We start from the raw sequence: 19,325 nt of genomic DNA, 5'->3' as shown, positions 1-19,325 counted from the left end.
ACAGAACCACAAGGAGAGCAGCGTGAGCAGGCTGCAACGAGCACTCGACGCCCTTGTCGAGCGGATCGACACCCCCGCGCCGATCGTGCTGGTCGACGTCATGCAGGGCAACATCGAACGTGTTCAAGGCTTCGCCGACCAGCACGACCTCAAGGTCAGGCCGCACGTCAAGACGCACAAGTGCGTGGAGATCGGGCGACGCCAGATCGATGCCGGCGCGGTCGGGATCACCGCGGGAAACGTCGGTGAGGCCGAGGTCTTCGCCGCGGCCGGGTTCGACGACATCTTCCTCGCCTACCCGATCTGGGCCGCGGGAACGAAGCGAACCCGGATCCGGCGGCTCGCCGAGTCCGCCCGGCTGCGAGTCGGTGTCGACAACGTCGCGGCGATCGAGGCCCTCGCCGACGCGATGGGAGACGAACCGGAGCGGCTGCAGGTCGTGATCGAGGTCGACTGTGGTGCCCGTCGTTCCGGGGCGCCGCCCGAGGCTGCGGGCGAACTCGCGCTCGCCGCCCGCAAGCGCGGTCTGGTGCCGGTGGGCGTCTTCACCTATCCAGGTCATGGCGGCGTCGGCCCGGACGTTCGCCGACGAGCCGCGCAGGACCAGGAGACCTCGCTCACCACCGCGGTACGGAGCCTCTCCGACGTCGGGGTCACCGCTGAGGTGGTCAGCGCCGGTTCCACTCCCACCCTCGAGTTCTCCACCAGCAGCGTGATCACGGAGATCCGTCCCGGAGAGTACGTCTTCGGTGATCTGAACAACGTCCGGCTGGGCTCCTGCACGGAGGACCAGATCGCACTGTTCGTCGCCGGGACCGTGGTCAGCGACTGGGTCCCCGACCAGGTCATCGTCGATGTGGGCAACAAGGCCCTCAGCAAGGAAGGAAGCCCCGAGATCGGCTACGGCGGCATCGCCGGCACGAAGGCGGTCCTGTCCAAGGTCAACGAGTACCACGGGTTCCTCCCGCTGCCGGACGGTGACTTCCGCCCGAGCGTCGGCACCGTCGTACCGGTGGTGCCCAACCACGTGTGTCCCGTCGTCCTCGGTTTCGAGGAACTGATCGTCACCGACAGTACCGGCACCTCGCTGCAACGCTGGCCGGTCGACGCTCGCGGATTCCTCAACTGAACCCACATACCTCCCCGTACAGGAGTGCCTTACATGAGACTCGACAACGTCACGGCCCTGGTGACCGGTGCCAGCAGTGGCATCGGAGAGGCGGTGAGTTCCCACTTCCGGCGCGAGGGTGCGCGACTGCTGCTCACCGGCCGCAGGGAGCAACTCGACAGCGCTGAGCCCGACGACCTGTATGTTCCCGGAGACCTCAATGACGAGGCGTTCGTCGAGCACCTGGCCAAGCAGGCCGCCGAGTCCTTCGGCACCGTTGACGTCGTCGTCCTCAACCACGGCCTGCAGGCGACCAGTCCGCTCACCGAGATGCCCTACGAAGACGCGAAGAACGTACTGGAGAGCAACCTGCTCAGCGCGTTCCTGGTGATGAAGCACTTCGCGCCGCTGATGCCCGAGGCAGGGGGATCGTTCGTCTGCGTCAGTTCACGGCTGGGCATGGTCGGCATGTCCGGGCAGGTCTTGTATTCCGCCGCCAAGGGCGGCCTCATCATGCTCGCCAAGGGCGCGGCGATCGAATGGGCCCCGCGCAACATCCGTGTCAACGTCGTCGCTCCGGGCCTGACCGCCACCCCGGTCATCGCAGCGGCGTTCCAGCGCAGGCCCGACCCCGAGGGCTACCGCCGCGAGCGCGAGAGCACGATTCCGCTCCAGCGCCTCGCCACCCCCGAAGAGGTCGCCGACGCGGTGCTCTTCTTCGCGTCGTCGGAGTCGTCGTACGTGACCGGATCGGTCCTCACCGTCGACGGCGGATACACCGCTTCCTGACCATCCCTGAGGGCGTCACCACCTCAGCGATGGGCTGAACGCCTTGCCTTCCTCTCACCTTCTGCTCGGCCACCGCTGCTTGCCGCGCGACGAAAGACCACTGGTCGAGCGCATTGACCGTGGGCGCCGCTACCGACTTCTCAAGCGTCTTGCTTTGGCGCTGATCGAAACCGCCGCCACCCCTCCGGTCACCACCTGCGACGGTTCAGGCTCCCCCCACTCACCGGCATTCCAGCCGGCATCGCCCGACACAAGGTCGCCGGGAACTTCGACCCACGGCGAACCCGGCGAACCGGTGCCCAAGGCGGAGGCGACCCGCAACGCAAGCGGGCAATGCTTCCGTCCGCGTCGGTCGCCCTGCCCCCCCGCATCTGCGAGGTAGAGCCCCCGCACAGCTGGTCCCATGCATCCTGTTCGAGGAGTATTGCCATGAGTGATCCCCAGATCGGCCGTAGAGCGCTCCTGCGTGGAGCAGGCGGCCTCGCCGCCTTCGCCGCTCTTCCCGCGCTCTCCGGCTGCGGTACCGGTACCAGCCGGTCCGTCGCCGGCAGCGGCGGTAAGGGCGGTAAGACGGTGGTCGTCCGTGACAGCGGCGGCTCCTACGGCGCGGCGCTGCAGAAGGCGATCTATACGCCGTTCACGCAGGAGACCGGTATCCAGGTGAAGGTGCTGAACCTGGACGACGCCCCGTTGCTGGCGCAGATCAAGCAGGGCCGGCCGCAGTGCGACCTGATCAACAACTCGATGATGTCGCACACCAAGTACGTCAAGCAGGGCGCGCTGGAGAAGCTGGACCTCGACCGGCTCAAGAGCGTGAAGAGCGCCAAGATCCCCGGCAACCAGATCACCGACCATGCCGTCGCCGCGGCCTTCTACGGCCAGTGCATCGGGTACCGCACGGATGCGTTCGGGGGTAGGAAGCCGGAGTCGTGGGCGGACTTCTGGGACACCAGGGTGTTCAAGGGTGGCCGTTCGATGGTCAGTCCGGACGGTGACCTGCCGGAGCTGGAGTTCGCGCTGCTGGCCGACGGCGTACCGATGGACAAGCTGTACCCGCTGGATGTGGACCGCGCCTTCAAGGTGCTGACCCGGCTGCGGCCGGACATCAAGAAGTACTGGGACAGTGGCCCGCTGCCCGGTGTGCTCCTCAGCCGCCAGGAGGTCACGATGTCCACCGTGTGGGACGGCCGGCTCGCGGATCTGCAGAAGCAGGGTGTGCCGGTGGAGCGGCAGCTCAACGGCATGCGGCGCCAGTTCTCGGGCTATGCCATCGCCAAGGGCGCGGCCAACATAGACGCCGCTTACCAGCTGATGGACTTCTCGCTGCGGGCGGAGAGTCAGGCCGCCCTGGTCAAGTTCTTCCCGTCCAACCCGTCCTCGCCGGTGGCCTACGCCAAGCTCACGGAGGACGAGCGCAACGCGTCCGCGGGTGCTCCGAAGTACTACGACAAGGGTTTCGACGCGGATGTCGACTGGTGGCTGAAGAACGAGTCGGCTGTCACCAAGCGCTGGTTGGAGTGGGCTCGTGGCTGAATTCGGTATCGCGGCACCGTCGGTGAAGGTGGCCGGCGACAAGCCGGTCACTGCGACCGGCAAGGCGCTGTCGGTAGTGGCGCTGCGCAAGACCTACGGGGACGTGGTCGCCGTCGACGAGGCGTCGATGGAGATCGCGGCGGGGGAGTTCGTCACCTTCCTCGGCTCGTCCGGGTCGGGCAAGACCACGACGCTGATGATGATCGCCGGGTTCTGTGAACCCGACTCCGGCACCATCACCGTCGGCGGCCGTGACGTCACCCGCCTCGCGCCGCAGAAGCGCAATCTCGGCTTCGTCTTCCAGCAGTATCTGCTCTTCCCGCACATGACCGTGCAGGAGAACGTTGCCTTCCCGCTCACGCTGCGCGGGGTGGGCAAGGACGAGATCCGCCGCCGGGTGGGGGAGACGCTGGAGATTGCGGGCCTGTCCCGGTTCGGTGGTCGTAAGCCGCGTGAGCTGTCCGGTGGTCAGCAGCAGCGTGTCGCGTTGTGCAGGGCGCTGGTGTACCGGCCGCCGGTGATCCTCATGGACGAGCCGCTGGGCGCGCTGGACAAGAAGCTGCGTGACCAGCTCCAGGTGGAGATCAAGACCATCCAGCAGGAACTCGGCCTGACCGTCATCTATGTGACGCACGATCAGGAAGAGGCGCTGGTGATGTCGGACCGCATCGCGGTGATGCGCAACGGTCTGATCGAGCAGTTCGACACTCCCCGGGAGCTGTTCGAGCGGCCCAGGACGCCGTTCGTGGCGGACTTCCTCGGCGCGGCGAACTTCCTGCCCGGCCGCATCGAGCAGCACACCGACGCCCACACCCTGGTCCGCCTCGACAACAGTGGCGGCCTGATCAAGGCGCGCCGTCACGACCTGCCCTCCGGCAGTCAGGTCAAGGTTGCTGTGCAGCCGGGCCGGCTGCGGGCCTGTGCCGCCGATGACGGGTTCTGTACCGGCACGGTCGAGACCGCCACCTACGTCGGCACGTTGGTCCGCGCCGGTGTGCGCATCGACGGCGGTCAGGGGCCGCTGCTGCGCCTGGAAGTCCCCGCCGGCCGGGGTCCGGTCGCCGGTGAGCGGGTGGGCATCAGTGCGGATCCCGAGGATGTCAACCTCTTCGCCGACGAACAGGCGGGGTGAGTCATGGCTGCCACCCTTACCGCGGGGGCTCCCGCCCGTCCGCGCAAGCTGCTGGCTTCGCGCCGGACGCGGGTCGGGATCTTCTATGCGCTGCCGGTCGTCGTCTATCTGCTGGTGCTGTTCGTCTACCCGATCTTCTCCACGCTGCTGCTGAGCCTGAAGAACACCGACGGTTCATTCACCCTGCACTGGTACGCCGACGCACTCACCGGCGTGAACTTGTCCGTGCTGTTCACCACGCTCAGGATCTCCGCCGAAACGGCCGTGTTGAGCCTGGTGTTCGGGTTCGTTCTGGCTCAGGCGATCACCCGGCTGAGGCCGGTGTGGGCGGGTCTGGCGATGCTGGTCGTGGTCGTCCCGCACTTCGTGTCCGCTCTGGTGCGCACCTATGGCTGGATCATCATGCTGGGCGACAAGGGCCTGGTGAACGAGACCCTGACCACGATGTCGGTGCCCGGGGCTCCGTTCCAGCTGCTCTACAACGAGCTGGGTGTGGTCATCGGCACCACGTCGATGATGCTGCCGTACACGGTGCTGCTGCTGTACGGGGTGATGCGGGGGGTGGACCGGCGTCTGCTGGCGGCCGCCTCCAGCATGGGCGCGGGCAAGGTGACCATCTTCCGCCGTATCTACCTGCCGCTGGTCGCCCCGGGCCTGGCCAGTGCCGGACTGCTCAGCTTCATCCTGTCGCTGGGCTACTACATCACCCCCGCCCTGATGGGCGGCCCCAACCAGACGATGATCGCCACCCTCATCAACCAGCAGGTCACCAAGGAGAACCAGTGGAACGGAGCCGCCGCGCAAGGCGTCATCCTGCTGGTGCTCACCCTCGCGGGACTGCTGCTGGTCAAGGCCGTCACCTCCCTCGGCGCCAGCCGTAAGAAGAGGAGCGCGACATGATGGAGCTGCGCAAGTCCGTCGCCGGGCGCATCGTCCTGACGGCGGTGGCCACCGTGATCCTGCTGTTCCTTGCGCTGCCGATCGTGGTCATCCTGGTCACCTCCTTCAGCAACAACGCCTTCGCCTCGTTCCCGCCCCAGACGTGGACGCTGAACTGGTACAAGGCGCTGTTCGCCGACGGCAGCAAGTGGCCGGCCGCGCTGTCCCTGAGCGCTCTGATCGCGGCTCTGAGTACCGTGTTCTCCCTGATCATCGGGGTGACCGCGGCGACCGCCCTGGTCCGCAGCGAACTGCCGCTGCGTTCGGCGGTCTTCGCCCTGGTCCTCGGGCCGCTGGTCATCCCGCAGATCGTCACCGCACTCGGGCTGTTCCTGTTCTTCGAACCCGCGGCGATGCTGGGCAGCCCCATCGCCATCGCCCTCGGCCACACCGTGCTCGCCTCACCCATCGCGGTACTCATCCTGATCGCGACACTGCGCGGGATCGACGAACGGCTCGAGGACGCAGCCGCGAGCATGGGTGCGGGCCGCCTCACCATCGCCCGGAAGATCACCTTCCCCCTTGCCGCACCCGGCATGATCGCAGCCGCGGTCTTCTCCTTCATCACCAGCTTCGACGAGTTCTACATCTCCCAGTTCCTGTCCTCGGTCGACACCGTCACCCTGCCGGTGCAGGTCTACAACTCCCTGACCTTCGAGATCGACCCCAGTGTCACCGCGGTCAGCGCGATCCTCATCGCCTTCGCCATCCTCGCCCTGGGCCTGGTCGCCCTGGTCCGCTGGATCGGCTCCGGACGACAGGAATCCCTCCTCTCCGTCGAGAACACCGTCGGCGTCGCCAACCCGGGAGGCGAAGCCGTATGACCACCGCTCGATCGTGCTCTCTCACCACACAGTCCGCGACCAGGAAAGAGCCACGCGCATGACTGACACCCTCGCCGCTCCCTCAGGGGCGGCAGTCCTCGCATCCGTCCCCCGCGGCTTCCTCGCCCACGACTGGCAACCCGCCACCGGTGGCCGCACCTTCGAGGTGGGCGACCCCGCGACCGAAGAAGTCATAGCCACCGTCGCCGACTGCGGCGCAGAGGACGCGCTGAAGGCACTGGACGCGTCGGCTGCGGCCGCCGACCGGTGGGCCCGCACCAGCCCCCGAGATCGCGCGAACGTCCTGCACCGGATCACCGACGCCATGGCCGAACACCGTGAACGGCTGGCCCGGATCATCACCCTTGAGATCGGCAAGACGATCACCGAAGCCCGGGGCGAGGTCGACTACGCCGCGGCCTATTTCCGCTGGTATGCCGAGGAGGCGGTCCGCCCGCACGCGCGCAGCACTCCCTCCCCGGACGGCAGGAGCCACATCGTCACCGTCGCCGAACCGGTCGGCCCCTGCCTCCTGATCACCCCGTGGAACGTGCCGCTGGCCATGGCCGCCCGCAAGGCCGCCGCCGCTCTCGCCGCGGGCTGCACCGCCGTGCTCAAGCCGGCCGCGCTCACCCCGCTGTCCTCCCTGGTCCTGGGCGAGCTGGCCCGTGAGGCCGGCGCACCGGCGGGTGTCCTGACCGTGATCACCAGCAGTGACGCGGCAGCAGTCAGTACGGCGTTGCTGGCCGACCCCCGGCTGCGCAAGCTGTCCTTCACCGGGTCCACTCCGGTCGGCAGGCTGCTGCTCCAGCAAGCCGGTGCGCGGGTGCTGCGCACCTCCATGGAGCTGGGCGGCAACGCACCGTTCCTGGTCTTCGACGACGCCGACCTCGACCTAGCGGTCCGCGAAGCGATGATCGCGAAGATGCGACTGGGCGGCCAGTCCTGTGTCGGCGCCAACCGCTTCCTGGTCCAGGGGGGAATCGCCGACGCGTTCGCCGAGGCGATGGGCGAACAGATGGCCGCTGTCCGGGTGGGCCCTCCGGACCGGGAGGACACCGAGCTCGGCCCGCTGGCCGACCAGCGTGCGGTGGACAAGGTCCGTAGCCTCGTCGAGGACGCCGTGGCGCGTGGTGCCGTCGTCGTCGGCAAGGCGGAGATCCCTGACGGGCCTGGCCACTACGCGGCACCCACCGTGCTGGATCATGTCCCTGCCGATGCCGCGATCATGCACGAGGAGGTCTTCGGACCCGTCGCCGCCATCCACCGCTTTTCCACCGAGGCCGAGGCCATAGCGGTGGCCAACGACACCGAGCACGGCCTCGCGTCGTACGTGATGACATCCCACATCGACCGCGCCCGCCGGGTCGCCGCCCGTCTGCAGGCGGGAATGGTCGGCATCAACCGCGGCCTGGTCTCCGAGGTCGCGGCACCCTTCGGCGGGGTCAAGCAGTCCGGCCTGGGCCGCGAGGGCGGGCCCGAAGGTCTCCACGAGTATCAGCAGCTCAAGTACCTGTCGATGCCCGGCTTCAACACCTGAGCAAGGCGACACAGTGCGCGAGTCGGACTGTGCTGTGGGCCGACGCCTCTGTCCTCGACACCGGCAGGGGCCTGCTCACCGACCCTGGTCAGGAATCGTTTCCGAGTCGGCTGGTCTCGGCCCGCAGCCATGCCGTCAACCGGCGGACCCGTTCGTCCCGCTCGGGGGATCGACGGCTGAGGAGGTGGTGGCTGGTGCCGTCGGCGACGAAGCCGAAGGGGGCGACGAGTTGCCCCCGCTCCAGGTCGTCGCGGGCGACGGCATACGGGGCGATCGCGACACCGACGCCGGAGCGGCGGCCTGGAGGGTCAGGTAGAAGTGCTCCAGCGTCCGCTGGGAGGCTGGTTCTGTTTGCATGCCGGTGATACGTCGCCAGTCGTCCCACGCCTGCGGCCGTGTGTCGGTGTGCAGAAGGTCTGCCTGCGCCATGCCGGCGGCGTCGGGCAGGCGGGTCGCGAGATCGGGTCGGCAGACGGGTCCGATCCGCTCGGCGAACAAGCGGGTCCGCTCTGCCTCCTGCGCGGCACCTCCATCGGCTGCCTGTCCTTCGCCGGAGAACCCCTCGGGCACCCCACCGTCTCGGCGGCGACCCGGACCGCATCGCCGATGAGTGCCGAAGAGCACTGGCCCCGGTGGTCGCGCTGCAGCACAGGCGAGGTGAGGTCGGGCCACGCGCTCTTCCGCCGACCTCTTGACTCCCCCCTGAGTCGCTGCCATCCTCTGTGCCAGATGATAGCACAGCGTGCCACATTGTGGAACACTGTGCGGGAGGATCTCCGAAGCCGGGACGGACGGGAACTCCGGGGCCCCAAGGGCGTGCGCCCTCCAAACCGCCACAGAGCACCCTCATGCTCGGGGCCGGCTTGCGGCCCGGCGCCACGAAAGGAAAGTCCTGTGTCAGCTGCGAGGAAACGCGTCGCGGTGGTCGGCGTGGGAACGATGGGCAGCCAGGCCGCATGGCGGCTGGCCGGCCGGGGTGCAGAGGTCGTCGGCTACGACCGGTTCGCGCCCGGCCACGACCGCAGCGCCGCGGGCGGCGAGACCCGCGTCTTCCGCAGCGTGCAGACCCACGACGGCCGCTACGTGCCGCTCGTACGGCACGCCGACACCCTCTGGAAGCGGTTGGAGGCGGAGACCGGCCGGGAACTGCGCCGTCTGACCGGAGCCCTGGTCATGGGGCCGGCCGACGACCCCGAGATGCGTACGGTCATGGACGGCATCGCCGAGCACGGCCTCGACCACGAGATGATCGACACCGAGGCGATGGCCAAGCGTTTCCCGCAGTTCCGCGTCGACGACGGCGACGTGGTGGTCCTCGACTCCCACGCGGGGTTCGTCCGCCCCGAGCTGACGGTCCAGACAGCGGCCCGGCGTGCCGAGGAACTGGGCGCCCGGATCCGCCGGTACACCCCGGTGCGGGAAGTCACTCCCGTCGCCGGGGGAGGCGTGGAGATCCGCACCGACCACGACACCGAGCGCTTCGATGCCGCGGTCGTCACGCCGGGCCCCTGGGTGGGCGACCTGCTGCCCGACCTGCCGTGGGAAGTGAGCGTCCACCGCGCGATCAGCGCCTGGTTCCTGCCCTACGAGGACCACCCCGCGGACGCCGAGCGTCCGGCCTTCATACGCTGCGGCGCCACCTCGTTCTACGGCATCCCGTCCCCGGACGGCCTGGCCGTCAAGCTGGGCCTGCCGCAGCCGCACCACAAGCCCGTGGACGACCCCAACCGGCTGGACCGGACCGTCGCGCCGGAAGAGCTGGAGACCTTCACCGCGGCGGTGCGACGCCACCTGCCCGGCCTGAACCCCGACCCGGTGCGCCTGTCCGTCTTCATGGAGGGCTACACCGACAGCACCCGCCCGCTGGTCGGCCCCCTGCCGGGCTGCGACGACATCGTCCTGCTGGCCGGCTTCTCCGGCCAGGGCTTCAAGATCTCGCCCGCCATGGGCGACATCGCCGCGGATCTCGCCCTGGAGGGCCGCACGTCCCAGCCGATCGACTTCATCACCACGAACGGCCGCACCGCGGCCTGAGCACGAACAAGGGAAAGCCATGACCCTGACCATCGGCGCGCTGAGGGCCGAGCCCGGCCGGAAGACCCGCGGGAGCCTGTCCGCCGACCTCGGCACCACGACGGTGGAGGTTCCCCTGATCCTCGTCAACGGCTCCCGCCCGGGCCCCAGGGTCGTGATCACCGGTGGTGTCCACGGCGGCGGCCGCTGAACCGCTCCCCTCGACCCGCTGTGCCGGGAAGGAGGAGGTGCTCCATGGACACCATCGACGAGAAGATCATCGCGGAGCTGACCCGTAACGCCCGCGTCTCGCACTCGGAGCTGGCGGGCAAGGTGCTGCTGTCCCGCAACGCCGTGCGCCAGCGCATCGAACGGCTCGAGCGTCAGGGCCACATCGCCGGCTACACCCTCGTCCGCGCGGGCGGCGGAACCGGCGAGGTGGTCTCCGCGCTCGTGCTCGTGTACCGCCGGGACCGGATGCGCGGCGGCGACGTCCTGGCCGCGCTCAAGCGCATCCCCGAGGTCGTCATCTGCGAGATCCTCAGCGGTGACTTCGACATCATGGTGCGTCTGGAGGCGGCCTCCCTGGAACGCGTACGGGGCATCTGGGAGGACATCGCCCAGATGCCCGGTGTACGGGACACGGTCACCGCGCTCACCCTGTCCGGCGTCGTCAACCGCCGGTGAGTGGCGTCATCGGACCACTTCACCGATGTGGTTGACGCAGACGACCTTGGGCTGGGTCATTTCCTCGAAGGCGAAGCGCACACCTTCGCGGCCCATGCTGCCGTACTTGTATCCGCCGAACGGCATGGCGTCGAAGCGGTAGTCGGAGGAGTCGTTGATCATGACGCCGCCGGCTTCCAGCAGCCGTGCCGCGTTCAGGGCGCGGTCCAGGCGCGAGGTGAAGATGCCCGCGTGGAGGCTGTAGTCGATGGCGTTGGCCTGCTCGATGGCGTCCTCGAACGACGTGAACGGCTGCAGCGCGACGACCGGCGCGAACACCTCCTCCTGCCAGATGGAGCAGGTCGCCGGGACGTCCTCCAGGACGGTCGGCGCGTACAGGGCGCCGGTGACCTCGTTGCCGCACAGCAGGACCGCGCCCTGGGCCATCGCCGTGTCGACCTTGGCCCGGGTGGCGGCCGCGGCTTCCGGGGTGATCATGGGGCCGACGTCGGTGCGCTCGTCGAGCGGGTCGCCGAGGCGCAGCCGCCGGGTGCGGGCGACGAAGGCGTCGCGGAAACGCTCGTAGGCCTGGGCCGCGATGAGGATCCGCTGGGTGCCGATGCAGTTCTGGCCGGCGGCCCAGAACGCGCCGGAGACGCAGGAGGCGACGGCCTCGTCGAGGTCGGCGTCGTCCATGACGATGACCGGGGCGTTGCCGCCCAGGTCCATGGCGAGCTTTTTCAGGCCGGCGGTGCGGGAGATGGCCTCGCCGGTGGCGAACCCGCCGGTGAAGGACACCATGCGCACGTCGGGGGAGGAGACGATCGCGGCACCGATGCCCGCGTCGCCGTTGACGACGGTGACGATCTCCTCGGGCAGGCCGGCCTCGATGAGGGTGTCGACCAGCCGCAGGGCGGACAGCGGCGTCAGCGCGGAGGGTTTCAGGATGACCGCGTTGCCCCCGGCGATGGCCGGGCCGAGCTTGTGGGCGACCAGGTTGAGGGGGTCGTTGAACGGGGTGATGGCGGCGATGATGCCCAGCGGCTCGCGGGTGAACCAGCCCTGCCGCTTCTCGGAGCCCTCGTAGGAGTCGAAGGGGATGACCTCGCCGGCGTTGCGCCGTGCCTCCGCTGCGGACAGGGACAGGGTGTTCACCGCGCGGGCGACTTCCTTGCGGGCCTGGATGAGGGTCTTGCCCGCCTCACTGACGATCAGCCGGGCGAAGGACTCGGCGCGCCGCTCGACCAGGTGGGCGGCGCGTTCCAGGACCCCGGCCCTGGAGGCGCGGGAGAGCGTGGCCGCGGTGCGGCGCCCGCACCTGGCCTGTTGCAGGATGCCGCCGACGGCGTTCGCGTCGACGGTCGGGACCGAGGCGATGACCTCACCGGTGTAGGGGTTGTACACGGGCGCCGTGTCGGCGCCGAGTTCGACGCCGGGGGCCACGGTGGTCTCAGACACGGTGAGTCTCCTTCAGAACGGGGCGCGTCGGAGCGGCGTCGTCGGCGTGGCGCCGGTGGATGGCGATGATGTCCGACAGCAGGGCGTAGGCGGTCTCGATGCGACCGGCGCCCGGCCCGGACACCGTGACGGTGCCGAGGAGGTCGGTCTCGAAGGCGACCGCGTTGAGGGGGCCGGAGATCCCCGCCAGCGGGTGGTGTGCCGGCAGGGCGAGCGGGGCGACACGGGCATCGACACTGCCGTCCTCGTGGCGGATGGCGGAGCCGACCAGCTTCCAGCGCAGCCCCTTGCGGGCGGCGTCCCGTACCTCGTCCGGTGTGATCGCCGAGATGCCCTCGCGGAAGACGTCCTCGCGGCGCAGGTCGGCGCCGAGGACCTCGTTGGCCAGGATCATGACCTTGAGCTGGACGTCATGGCCCTCGATGTCGGCGGTGGGGTCGGCTTCGGCGTACCCGAGGTCCTGGGCTTCGGCGATGGCGGCCGACAGTTCGAGGCCCTCTTCGAGGCGGCCCAGGATGTAGTTCGAGGTGCCGTTCATGATGCCCTGGACACCGGTGATCTCCAGGCCGCCGAACATGCGCCGGGCGGTGCGCAGAACGGGAGTGCCACTGAGGACCGAGCCCTCGAACTCGAAGCCGACACCGCGCTCGGCGGCCAGCTGCTTCAGAGCACGACCGGCGAGCGCGACCGGTCCCTTGTTGGTGGTGCACACGTGCTTGCCCGCTTCCAGGGCCCAGCGCACGTGGGACAGGGCGGGCTCGCCGTCGGTGGGACGGGTGAACGTGGCCTCCACGACGATGTCGGCCGGCACCTCCCGGATCACCCACTCGTTGCGCGGATCCGCGCTGCCGCCGGCCAGGCCCGCGAAGCTCAGCTCCCCGGGCGCGGTGGCCAGCAACGGCGCCAAGTCGATGCCGTCGGTGTCCACCAGGGAACCGGCCCGCAGATCGGTGATCGCCACCACCCGCAGGGCGAAGCCCAGGTCCTCGGCCAGGCGCTCCCCGTTCCGGGAGATGAGTTCGGCAAGCGCGCGACTGACGCCGCCGAATCCGATGAGGGCGAGATCGTATCGGCCCATGAGATCGCTCCTTCACAGTCCGCCGCCTTCACGGTGCGGCTGGTCAGAGCTTGGTTTGCGCGCCTGTCACCCGCGCCATGCCGCAACGGCCGCACGGCATGCCGATCTGCACGCTTGCGATGACGATTCGCTCGCTCCGGGCCCGGTGGGACCCGGGTCGTTCCGGCCGAAGGCGAAGGCCTGGGGACGACGAGAGCTCCACCCTCGTGCCGAAGCGGCGACAGGCGTAAGGGTTCCGTCATCTCCTGCGGGCCCCAGGACGGCAGTGCGCCACGTTGAATGGGCAGCAACAGGCGGACTCCGAAGGGGTGAGGCGACGATGAGGCGCGAGCGGAAAGCGGTGACCAGATCGTTGGTCATCGGGGTGCTGGTGGTGGCGGTGACCGCGGTCGGATTCGGACTGTACTGGTTCCAGCCCTGGAAGTTGTGGCAGGACGAGACCGTCGAAGAGGCGCTGCCCGAGACCGTGGCCACCTCCGCCCCGCCCGCGGCGGAGGCCCGGACGCCCTCCTCCCCGGCCCGGCCCCGGACGCTGGCCAGTGGTGAACTGATCAGCCACGAACACGCGACATCGGGCAGGGCGAAACTCGTGCAACTGGCGGACGGCTCCCACGTCGTCCGGCTGGAGAACCTCGACACCAGCAATGGACCGGACCTGCGCGTGTGGCTGACCGACGCACCCGTCAAGGAGGGGAAGTCCGGCTGGCACGTCTTCGACGACGGGGAGTACGTCAGCCTGGGCAAGCTCAAGGGCAACAAGGGAAGCCAGAACTACGTCCTGCCCGACGACGTCGACCCCGCGCGCTACACCAGCGTCAGCATCTGGTGCGACCGCTTCGACGTCTCCTTCGGCGCGGCCGAACTCGCCCGCGCCTGAGGTCTCTCAGGCCGGAACAGGAGACCGAGAGCCTGGCAAGCCGCCATGCCCGGCGAGCGCACACGAGCAGACGTCCGCGGGCTCGGATGTCAGTGCCGCTCAGCTTCGGACAGGTTCTGCGCGCACCAGATCGTCTTGCCGTCGGTGGTGTGCCGGGTGCCCCACCCCTGGGTGAGCTGGGCGACGAGCAACAGGCCACGGCCGCCCTCGTCGAAGGCGCGGGCCCGGCGCAGGTGCGGGGCGGTGTTGCTGGCGTCGGAGACCTCGCAGATCAGGGACGTGTCGCGGATCAGCCGCAGCCTGATGGGCGGCTCGCCGTACCGGATGGCGTTGGTGACCAGCTCGCTGACGACCAGTTCGGTGACGAAGGCCGCCTCTTCCAGCCCCCAGGCGTCCACCTGGTCGACGGCGAGCTTCCTGGCACGCGGCACCTGCGCGGTGTCGGGCTCGACGTCCCAGTCGGCGACGTGGTGGGGGTCCAGCGCCTGGGTACGAACGAGCAGCAGGGCGGCGTCGTCGGTGCGGCGTCGGGGGAGCATGGCGTCCATCACCGTGTCGCACAGGACCTCCAGCGAGGCGGTCGAGTGGTTCAGGGCTCGCTGCAGTTCGGCGGTCCGCTGGTCGACGTCGCGCTCACGGCTCTCCACCAGTCCGTCGGTGTAGAGGGCGAGCAGGCTGCCCTCCGGCAGTTCGAGCTCGGTGGCCTCGAAAGGCAGCCCACCGATGCCGAGCGGCGGTCCCGGGTGGACGGACACCGGGGTGCGGCGGCCGTCCGGGGAGATGATCAGCGGCAGGGGATGGCCCGCACTGGCCAGCGTGAGGAGCCGTGAGACCGGGTCGTAGACGGTGTAGAGGCAGGTGGCCCCGGACTCGCCGGTCGACTGGAAGTGTCCGGTGGGCTGGAGGTCGCCGGCCAGGTGGAGGACCAGGTCGTCCAAGTGGGTCAGTAGTTCGTCGGGTGGCAGATCGACGTCGGCGAGGGTGCGTACCGCGGTGCGCAGCCTGCCCATGCTGGCCGAGGCGTGCAGGCCGTGACCGACGACGTCGCCGACGACCAGGGCCACCCGGGCGCCGGACAGCGGAATGACGTCGAACCAGTCACCGCCCACTTCCGTACCGGTCCCGCCGGGCAGGTAGCGGGAGGCCACCTCGACCGCCTCATGGTTCGGCAGGCCCTGCGGCAGCAGAGTGCGTTGCAGGGTCAGCGCGGTGGTGCGCTCGCGCGAGTAGCGGCGGGCGTTGTCGATGGCGACGGCCGCCTTGGCGGCCAGCTCCTCGGCGAGGATCAAGTCGTCGGCGGTGAAGGCCTCGGGCCGCTCGACGCGGGAGAACGCGACGACGCCGAGCAGCGCTCCGCGCGCCCGGAGCGGCACGGTGATCCGGCCGGTCAGCCCGTCCGCGGCGAGGGACGCGTCGATCACGGGGTTGTCCGGCGGCCAGCCGGCCGGGTCGGCGGCGAGTCCGGGCCCGAAGGCCCACTCGCCGCCCTGGCCGGGCTCGACCGAGAGTTCCACCGTGGACCTGCCGGCGGCCATGCAGCGGGCGGCGACGGAACCGGGTGTGTGCGTGACCGGTGTCGTGACGCCCGGAGCCTGGCCGGCGTCCGCCTTCGTGCTGTGCTCTGCGGCACGGGTGAGTTTGATGGTCTCGCCGGGCGCGGACGGCAATCCTGAGGGCGGCTCCTCCCCGCGCAGCACCTCGTCGAAGAGGTCCACGCTGACGAGGTCCACGAATCCCGGCACCGGAGTCGCGGCCAGTTCCTGGGCGGTGCCGATCACGTCGAGGGTCCGGCCGATGCCGCCGCTGGCCTCGTTGAGGAGGAGCAGGCGTTGCCGAGCCCAGTACTCGGCGCTCATGTCGAATCCCCAGTTGGCGATCGCGCGGACTGCGCCCCCGGCATCCCGGACCGGCCAGATGCTGGTGGCCCAGGCGTTGGCGTAGTCGCTGCCGCGCGGACGGAAGACGGTGATGAGACGCGTGGGCTCGCCCGTCCTCGCCACTTGGGCGAGCGCGTCGGTGTAGGGCTTGTCGTCACGCTCGGGAAACAGGGTGCGGTCGAACTCGGGAAGCACCTCGCGGTACTTCCTGCCGAGCACTTGTTCCTCCGAGTGCGCTATCACCCGGCACGAGGAGGCGTTGATCCACAGGAACCGCAGCTCGGGGTCGTACACGCCCAGAGCGAAGGGCGACTGCTCGAAGGCCCGGTCGGCGACCACCGGACGGCGTCCCCAGCGCTGGATGGTCACCACGTGGCCCAGCGCCCGCCCGTCCGGGCCGGACAGCGGGTGGGTCGTCACCGCGGCGTCCACGGTGGAACCGTCCCGGTGGCGCAGGAGGATGAACCCCGTCGGGTCGGGGCCGGCGCCGTAGCCCTCCGGGAAGCCGGGTGGCGGCGGCGGGTCGGCCAGCAGGTCGGTCACGGGACGCCCGACGATGTCCTCCGCCGTCCAGCCCAGCAGCAGCCGGCCCCCCTCGCTCCAGCCGCTCACGATGCCGTCGGGGCCCACCACGACAGCGGCCGTGGGGGAATCCTGCTTGCCGGCCATCTGCACCTACCACGCCTCCGTCCGGATCGCCGTGCCCTTCGGGGCTGGTCTCCAGCGGCTGCTTCCAGCCTAGAGCGGCCCCCGCTGTACGGCGCTCCGGCTGGTGCGCCTTCGCGCGACCGCGGCGGGGGTGAAGGTGCCGAACGCCGTCAGCAGGGCGGCGACGAGGAACAACACCCGGGGGATGAGGGCGACCTTGCCGCGCACCAGCCGCACCCCGGCCGCGACCAGCCGGTCGATGGTGCCGTTGCGGCGGGCGGCGGAGAACAGGTAGGTGACCCCGACGATGGTCACGAAGAGCTTCGCCGGGAGCCCTTCGAAGATCTCGTCCTCGGTGAGGCCGAGCGAGGCGGTGCCGACGGCGAAGGTGGCGACGAAGGCGAGGACGCCCAGGTTGATCTCCAGCACCGTGCCGACCACGCTGCTGGAGCAGGAGGCCGGACAGCCCCTGATCGAGCGGCTGCCACGCGGGATCCGCCCCACCCCGGCGGGTGCCGCACCGGCCGGGCGCGGTCAGGCGATCCGCCGCGAACTGCGCGCGGCGCAGTCCGATCCGGACTCCTTCACAGCCCTCGACCAGGGCACCTTGCGGCTGGGTGCCTTCCCCACGGCCAGCGCGTCCGTGCTGCCGCTCGCGCTCACCCGCTTCCGGCGCCGGCACACCGGCATCCGCATCGAGGTACGCGCCGGGGTCCTCGCCGAGCTCCGGGACATGCTGCACACCGGCGAGGTGGAGCAGGGGCTGCTCTGGCACTACGAGTGGAACCGCCTCGACGATCCGGCGCTCTCCCTCACCCACCTCCTGGACGACCCCACGGTGCTGGTCGTCCCCGCCGACTCACCCCCGCGCACCCACCCCTCCGTGCGCCTCGGCGACCTCGCCGACCACGAATGGATCATCCGCGCCGACAACCACCCCGTCGCCGACGTCCTGCGCCGAAGCTGCCGCCGGGCGGGCTTCGAGCCGCGCAGCGCCTACTCCTCGCACGACTACCAGGAGGCACAGGCCATGGTCGCCGCCGGGCTCGGTATCGCCCTGGCACCCCGCCCGGCCCTCACCAGCCGTCGCAGCGAGGCACGTCGGCTGCCCTTCGCCTCCGACGTACCGGCCCCCACCCGCCGCATCCTGCTCACCCGAGCCACGGCCCGCCCCGCCACTCCACCCGCCCAGGCGATGGCCCGCGTCCTGCGCACGGTGGCGCAGCGGTTCACCGCTCCCGGCCTGCACCGGGCCCAGCTCGGTGCCGTACGGCGCGGCTGAGGAGCCGGCACGCCGCCCACACCCGGGCCGGTCCCGGCTCATCGTTCGGGGCGTGAACATCCACAGAGCGGCCGCACGCGGCCGGTTCCAGAAGTCTTGACGGTGAAAGAGCGCGCACCTACCTTCCCTACACCGCTCCCGATCGGTTGATTGCACGAAACTTTCGCCGCATGAGGGAGCGCTCCCACGCTCCTGTTCGCTGCGAAGAAAGCAGATGCCGAGTCAAGCGACGCCCCCGCCCAGGAGGAACCATGTCGTTACACCGCAATGGATCCAGCAGTACAGGACCGGAATCTCCGAGTCGCCGTGCCCTTCTGGCGACGATGGGCGCCCTGCCCGTCCTCGCGGCCGCGACGCCGGCCGTGGGAGCACCTCGCACCCCGTCCGTCGCGGCTGCGCTGACCATCGACCCGTCTGCGACGCGGCAGACGATCCGGGGATTCGGCGGTATGAATCACCCGCTCTGGATCGGTGATCTGACACCCGCTCAGAGGGACACGGCATTCGGCAACGGCGACGGACAGCTCGGCTTCTCGGTGCTGAGGATCTTCGTCTCCGAGGACCGTGCGAACTGGAGCCGCGAAGTCGCCACCGCCAAGCGTGCGATCGAACTCGGGGCGACCGTCTTCGCATCGCCCTGGAATCCCCCGGCCGGCATGGTCGAGACCTTCACCCACGGCCAGCAGACCAACGCGAAGCGGCTCCGGTACAACATGTACGGCGCCTATGCGCAGCACCTGAACGACTTCGTCGCTTTCATGCGGAACAACGGAGTGAACCTGTACGCCATCTCCGTGCAGAACGAGCCCGACTACGCGCACGACTGGACGTGGTGGACTCCGGGCGAGATGACCCGGTTCCTGCGGGAGAACGCCGGCTCGATCAGTACCAGGGTCATCGCCCCCGAGTCCTTCCAGTATGTGAAGAGCTTCTCGGACCCGATCCTCAACGACGCCAGAGCACTCGCCAACGTGGACATCCTCGGGGCGCACCTGTACGGCACACCGTTCCAGAACTTCCCCTATCCCCTCTTCAAGCAGAAGGGAGGGGGCAAGGAACTGTGGATGACGGAGGTCTACTACCCCAACAGCAGTGATTCGGCCGATCTCTGGCCCCAGGCACTCGGCGTCGCGGAACACGTCCACCGCGCGATGGTGGACGCCGAGTTCCAGGCGTACGTGTGGTGGTACATCCGGCGCGGCTACGGACCCATGCGGGAAGACGGCCGGATCAGCAAACGCGGTGCCGGCATGGCGCACTTCTCCAAGTTCGTCCGCCCAGGGCATGTACGCCTCGCAGTGACGCCGAATCCCCAGCCGAACGTCTACGTCTCGGCGTACAAGGGGAGCGGCTCCCGGTTGGTCATCGTCGCCGTCAACAAGGGAACCGCGCGAGTCAGCCAGCAGTTCGTCCTGCAGAACAACACCTCGTCCGGTGTGTCCTCGTGGTTGACGGACGCCGGCAGGAATCTCGCGTCCCAGGGCAGGATCACCGTGTCGAACGGCTCCTTCACCGGTCAGCTTCCCGCGCAGAGCGTGACGACCTTCGTCACCGGGTGAGG

General features: G+C 69.5%; 18 protein-coding genes. 14 read left to right on the top strand and 4 right to left on the bottom strand.

All coding sequences use genetic code 11. From position 1 onward, the window contains the following. The first annotated feature begins 22 nt into the window (after nucleotides 1-22). The 11 genes from AB0F04_RS24785 (at nucleotide 23) to AB0F04_RS24735 (ending at nucleotide 10,565) form a co-directional block, all read left to right on the top strand. Nucleotides 23-1,129: an alanine racemase gene (locus AB0F04_RS24785; protein WP_362044621.1), complete on the top strand. Its 1,107-nt coding sequence runs from the start codon at nucleotides 23-25 to the stop codon at nucleotides 1,127-1,129. A 33-nt stretch (nucleotides 1,130-1,162) separates the two neighbouring features. After that, complete coding sequence (locus AB0F04_RS24780) at nucleotides 1,163-1,897, top strand: SDR family NAD(P)-dependent oxidoreductase (protein WP_362044619.1); 735 nt, start codon at nucleotides 1,163-1,165, stop codon at nucleotides 1,895-1,897. Nucleotides 1,898-2,326: 429 nt separating this feature from the next. Further along, a complete protein-coding gene (locus AB0F04_RS24775; RefSeq protein ID WP_362044617.1) occupies nucleotides 2,327-3,430 on the top strand; it encodes an ABC transporter substrate-binding protein in 1,104 nt (367 codons plus the stop codon). Then, the gene (locus tag AB0F04_RS24770) at nucleotides 3,423-4,562 is read left to right on the top strand and encodes an ABC transporter ATP-binding protein (protein WP_362044615.1); all 1,140 of its coding nucleotides are present in this window, start codon (nucleotides 3,423-3,425) and stop codon (nucleotides 4,560-4,562) included. Before AB0F04_RS24775 ends, AB0F04_RS24770 begins: the two co-directional genes overlap by 8 nt. A gap of 3 nt (nucleotides 4,563-4,565) precedes the next feature. Then, nucleotides 4,566-5,462, top strand: coding sequence for an ABC transporter permease (locus AB0F04_RS24765; RefSeq protein WP_362044613.1), 897 nt, complete (start codon nucleotides 4,566-4,568; stop codon nucleotides 5,460-5,462). Further along, complete coding sequence (locus AB0F04_RS24760; protein WP_362044611.1) at nucleotides 5,459-6,325, top strand: ABC transporter permease; 867 nt, start codon at nucleotides 5,459-5,461, stop codon at nucleotides 6,323-6,325. The genes AB0F04_RS24765 and AB0F04_RS24760 overlap by 4 nt, the downstream gene beginning before the upstream one ends. 58 nt (nucleotides 6,326-6,383) lie before the next feature. Further along, nucleotides 6,384-7,865, top strand: a complete 1,482-nt coding sequence (locus AB0F04_RS24755; RefSeq protein ID WP_362044609.1) for an NAD-dependent succinate-semialdehyde dehydrogenase — start codon at nucleotides 6,384-6,386, stop codon at nucleotides 7,863-7,865. A 187-nt stretch (nucleotides 7,866-8,052) separates the two neighbouring features. Further along, on the top strand, nucleotides 8,053-8,181 hold the full coding sequence (locus AB0F04_RS24750; RefSeq protein ID WP_362044607.1) for a hypothetical protein: 129 nt from the start codon (nucleotides 8,053-8,055) through the stop codon (nucleotides 8,179-8,181). A gap of 578 nt (nucleotides 8,182-8,759) precedes the next feature. Next, nucleotides 8,760-9,899, top strand: a complete 1,140-nt coding sequence (solA, locus tag AB0F04_RS24745; protein ID WP_362044605.1) for an N-methyl-L-tryptophan oxidase — start codon at nucleotides 8,760-8,762, stop codon at nucleotides 9,897-9,899. A 19-nt stretch (nucleotides 9,900-9,918) separates the two neighbouring features. Then, nucleotides 9,919-10,089, top strand: a complete 171-nt coding sequence (locus AB0F04_RS24740) for a hypothetical protein (protein ID WP_362044603.1) — start codon at nucleotides 9,919-9,921, stop codon at nucleotides 10,087-10,089. A 44-nt stretch (nucleotides 10,090-10,133) separates the two neighbouring features. Then, on the top strand, nucleotides 10,134-10,565 hold the full coding sequence (locus AB0F04_RS24735) for an Lrp/AsnC family transcriptional regulator (protein WP_362044601.1): 432 nt from the start codon (nucleotides 10,134-10,136) through the stop codon (nucleotides 10,563-10,565). A gap of 6 nt (nucleotides 10,566-10,571) precedes the next feature. Here the strand turns inward: AB0F04_RS24735 and AB0F04_RS24730 are convergent, their stop codons facing one another. Next, a complete protein-coding gene (locus AB0F04_RS24730; protein ID WP_362044599.1) occupies nucleotides 10,572-12,002 on the bottom strand; it encodes an aldehyde dehydrogenase family protein in 1,431 nt (476 codons plus the stop codon). Next, nucleotides 11,995-13,080: a homoserine dehydrogenase gene (locus AB0F04_RS24725; RefSeq protein WP_362044597.1), complete on the bottom strand. Its 1,086-nt coding sequence runs from the start codon at nucleotides 13,078-13,080 to the stop codon at nucleotides 11,995-11,997. The genes AB0F04_RS24730 and AB0F04_RS24725 overlap by 8 nt, the downstream gene beginning before the upstream one ends. A gap of 319 nt (nucleotides 13,081-13,399) precedes the next feature. Between AB0F04_RS24725 and AB0F04_RS24720 the strand changes: the two genes are divergently transcribed. Continuing rightward, on the top strand, nucleotides 13,400-13,957 hold the full coding sequence (locus AB0F04_RS24720; protein ID WP_362044595.1) for a DM13 domain-containing protein: 558 nt from the start codon (nucleotides 13,400-13,402) through the stop codon (nucleotides 13,955-13,957). Between the two features lie 89 nt (nucleotides 13,958-14,046). Here the strand turns inward: AB0F04_RS24720 and AB0F04_RS24715 are convergent, their stop codons facing one another. Then, nucleotides 14,047-16,503: a SpoIIE family protein phosphatase gene (locus tag AB0F04_RS24715; RefSeq protein WP_362044593.1), complete on the bottom strand. Its 2,457-nt coding sequence runs from the start codon at nucleotides 16,501-16,503 to the stop codon at nucleotides 14,047-14,049. A gap of 69 nt (nucleotides 16,504-16,572) precedes the next feature. Next, entirely contained in the window at nucleotides 16,573-16,911 is a 339-nt protein-coding gene (locus AB0F04_RS24710) for a hypothetical protein (protein WP_362044591.1), read from the bottom strand. Between AB0F04_RS24710 and AB0F04_RS24705 the strand changes: the two genes are divergently transcribed. After that, a complete protein-coding gene (locus tag AB0F04_RS24705; RefSeq protein WP_362044589.1) occupies nucleotides 16,898-17,764 on the top strand; it encodes a LysR substrate-binding domain-containing protein in 867 nt (288 codons plus the stop codon). The genes AB0F04_RS24710 and AB0F04_RS24705 overlap by 14 nt on opposite strands. 251 nt (nucleotides 17,765-18,015) lie before the next feature. Next, nucleotides 18,016-19,323, top strand: a complete 1,308-nt coding sequence (locus tag AB0F04_RS24700) for a glucuronoxylanase (protein ID WP_362044587.1) — start codon at nucleotides 18,016-18,018, stop codon at nucleotides 19,321-19,323. The last annotated feature ends 2 nt before the right edge of the window (nucleotides 19,324-19,325 follow it).

The sequence above is a fragment of the Streptomyces sp. NPDC029041 genome, from assembly GCF_040637515.1.
Lineage (GTDB): Bacteria > Actinomycetota > Actinomycetes > Streptomycetales > Streptomycetaceae > Streptomyces.
This window is presented reverse-complemented; position numbering and strand designations above follow the sequence as displayed.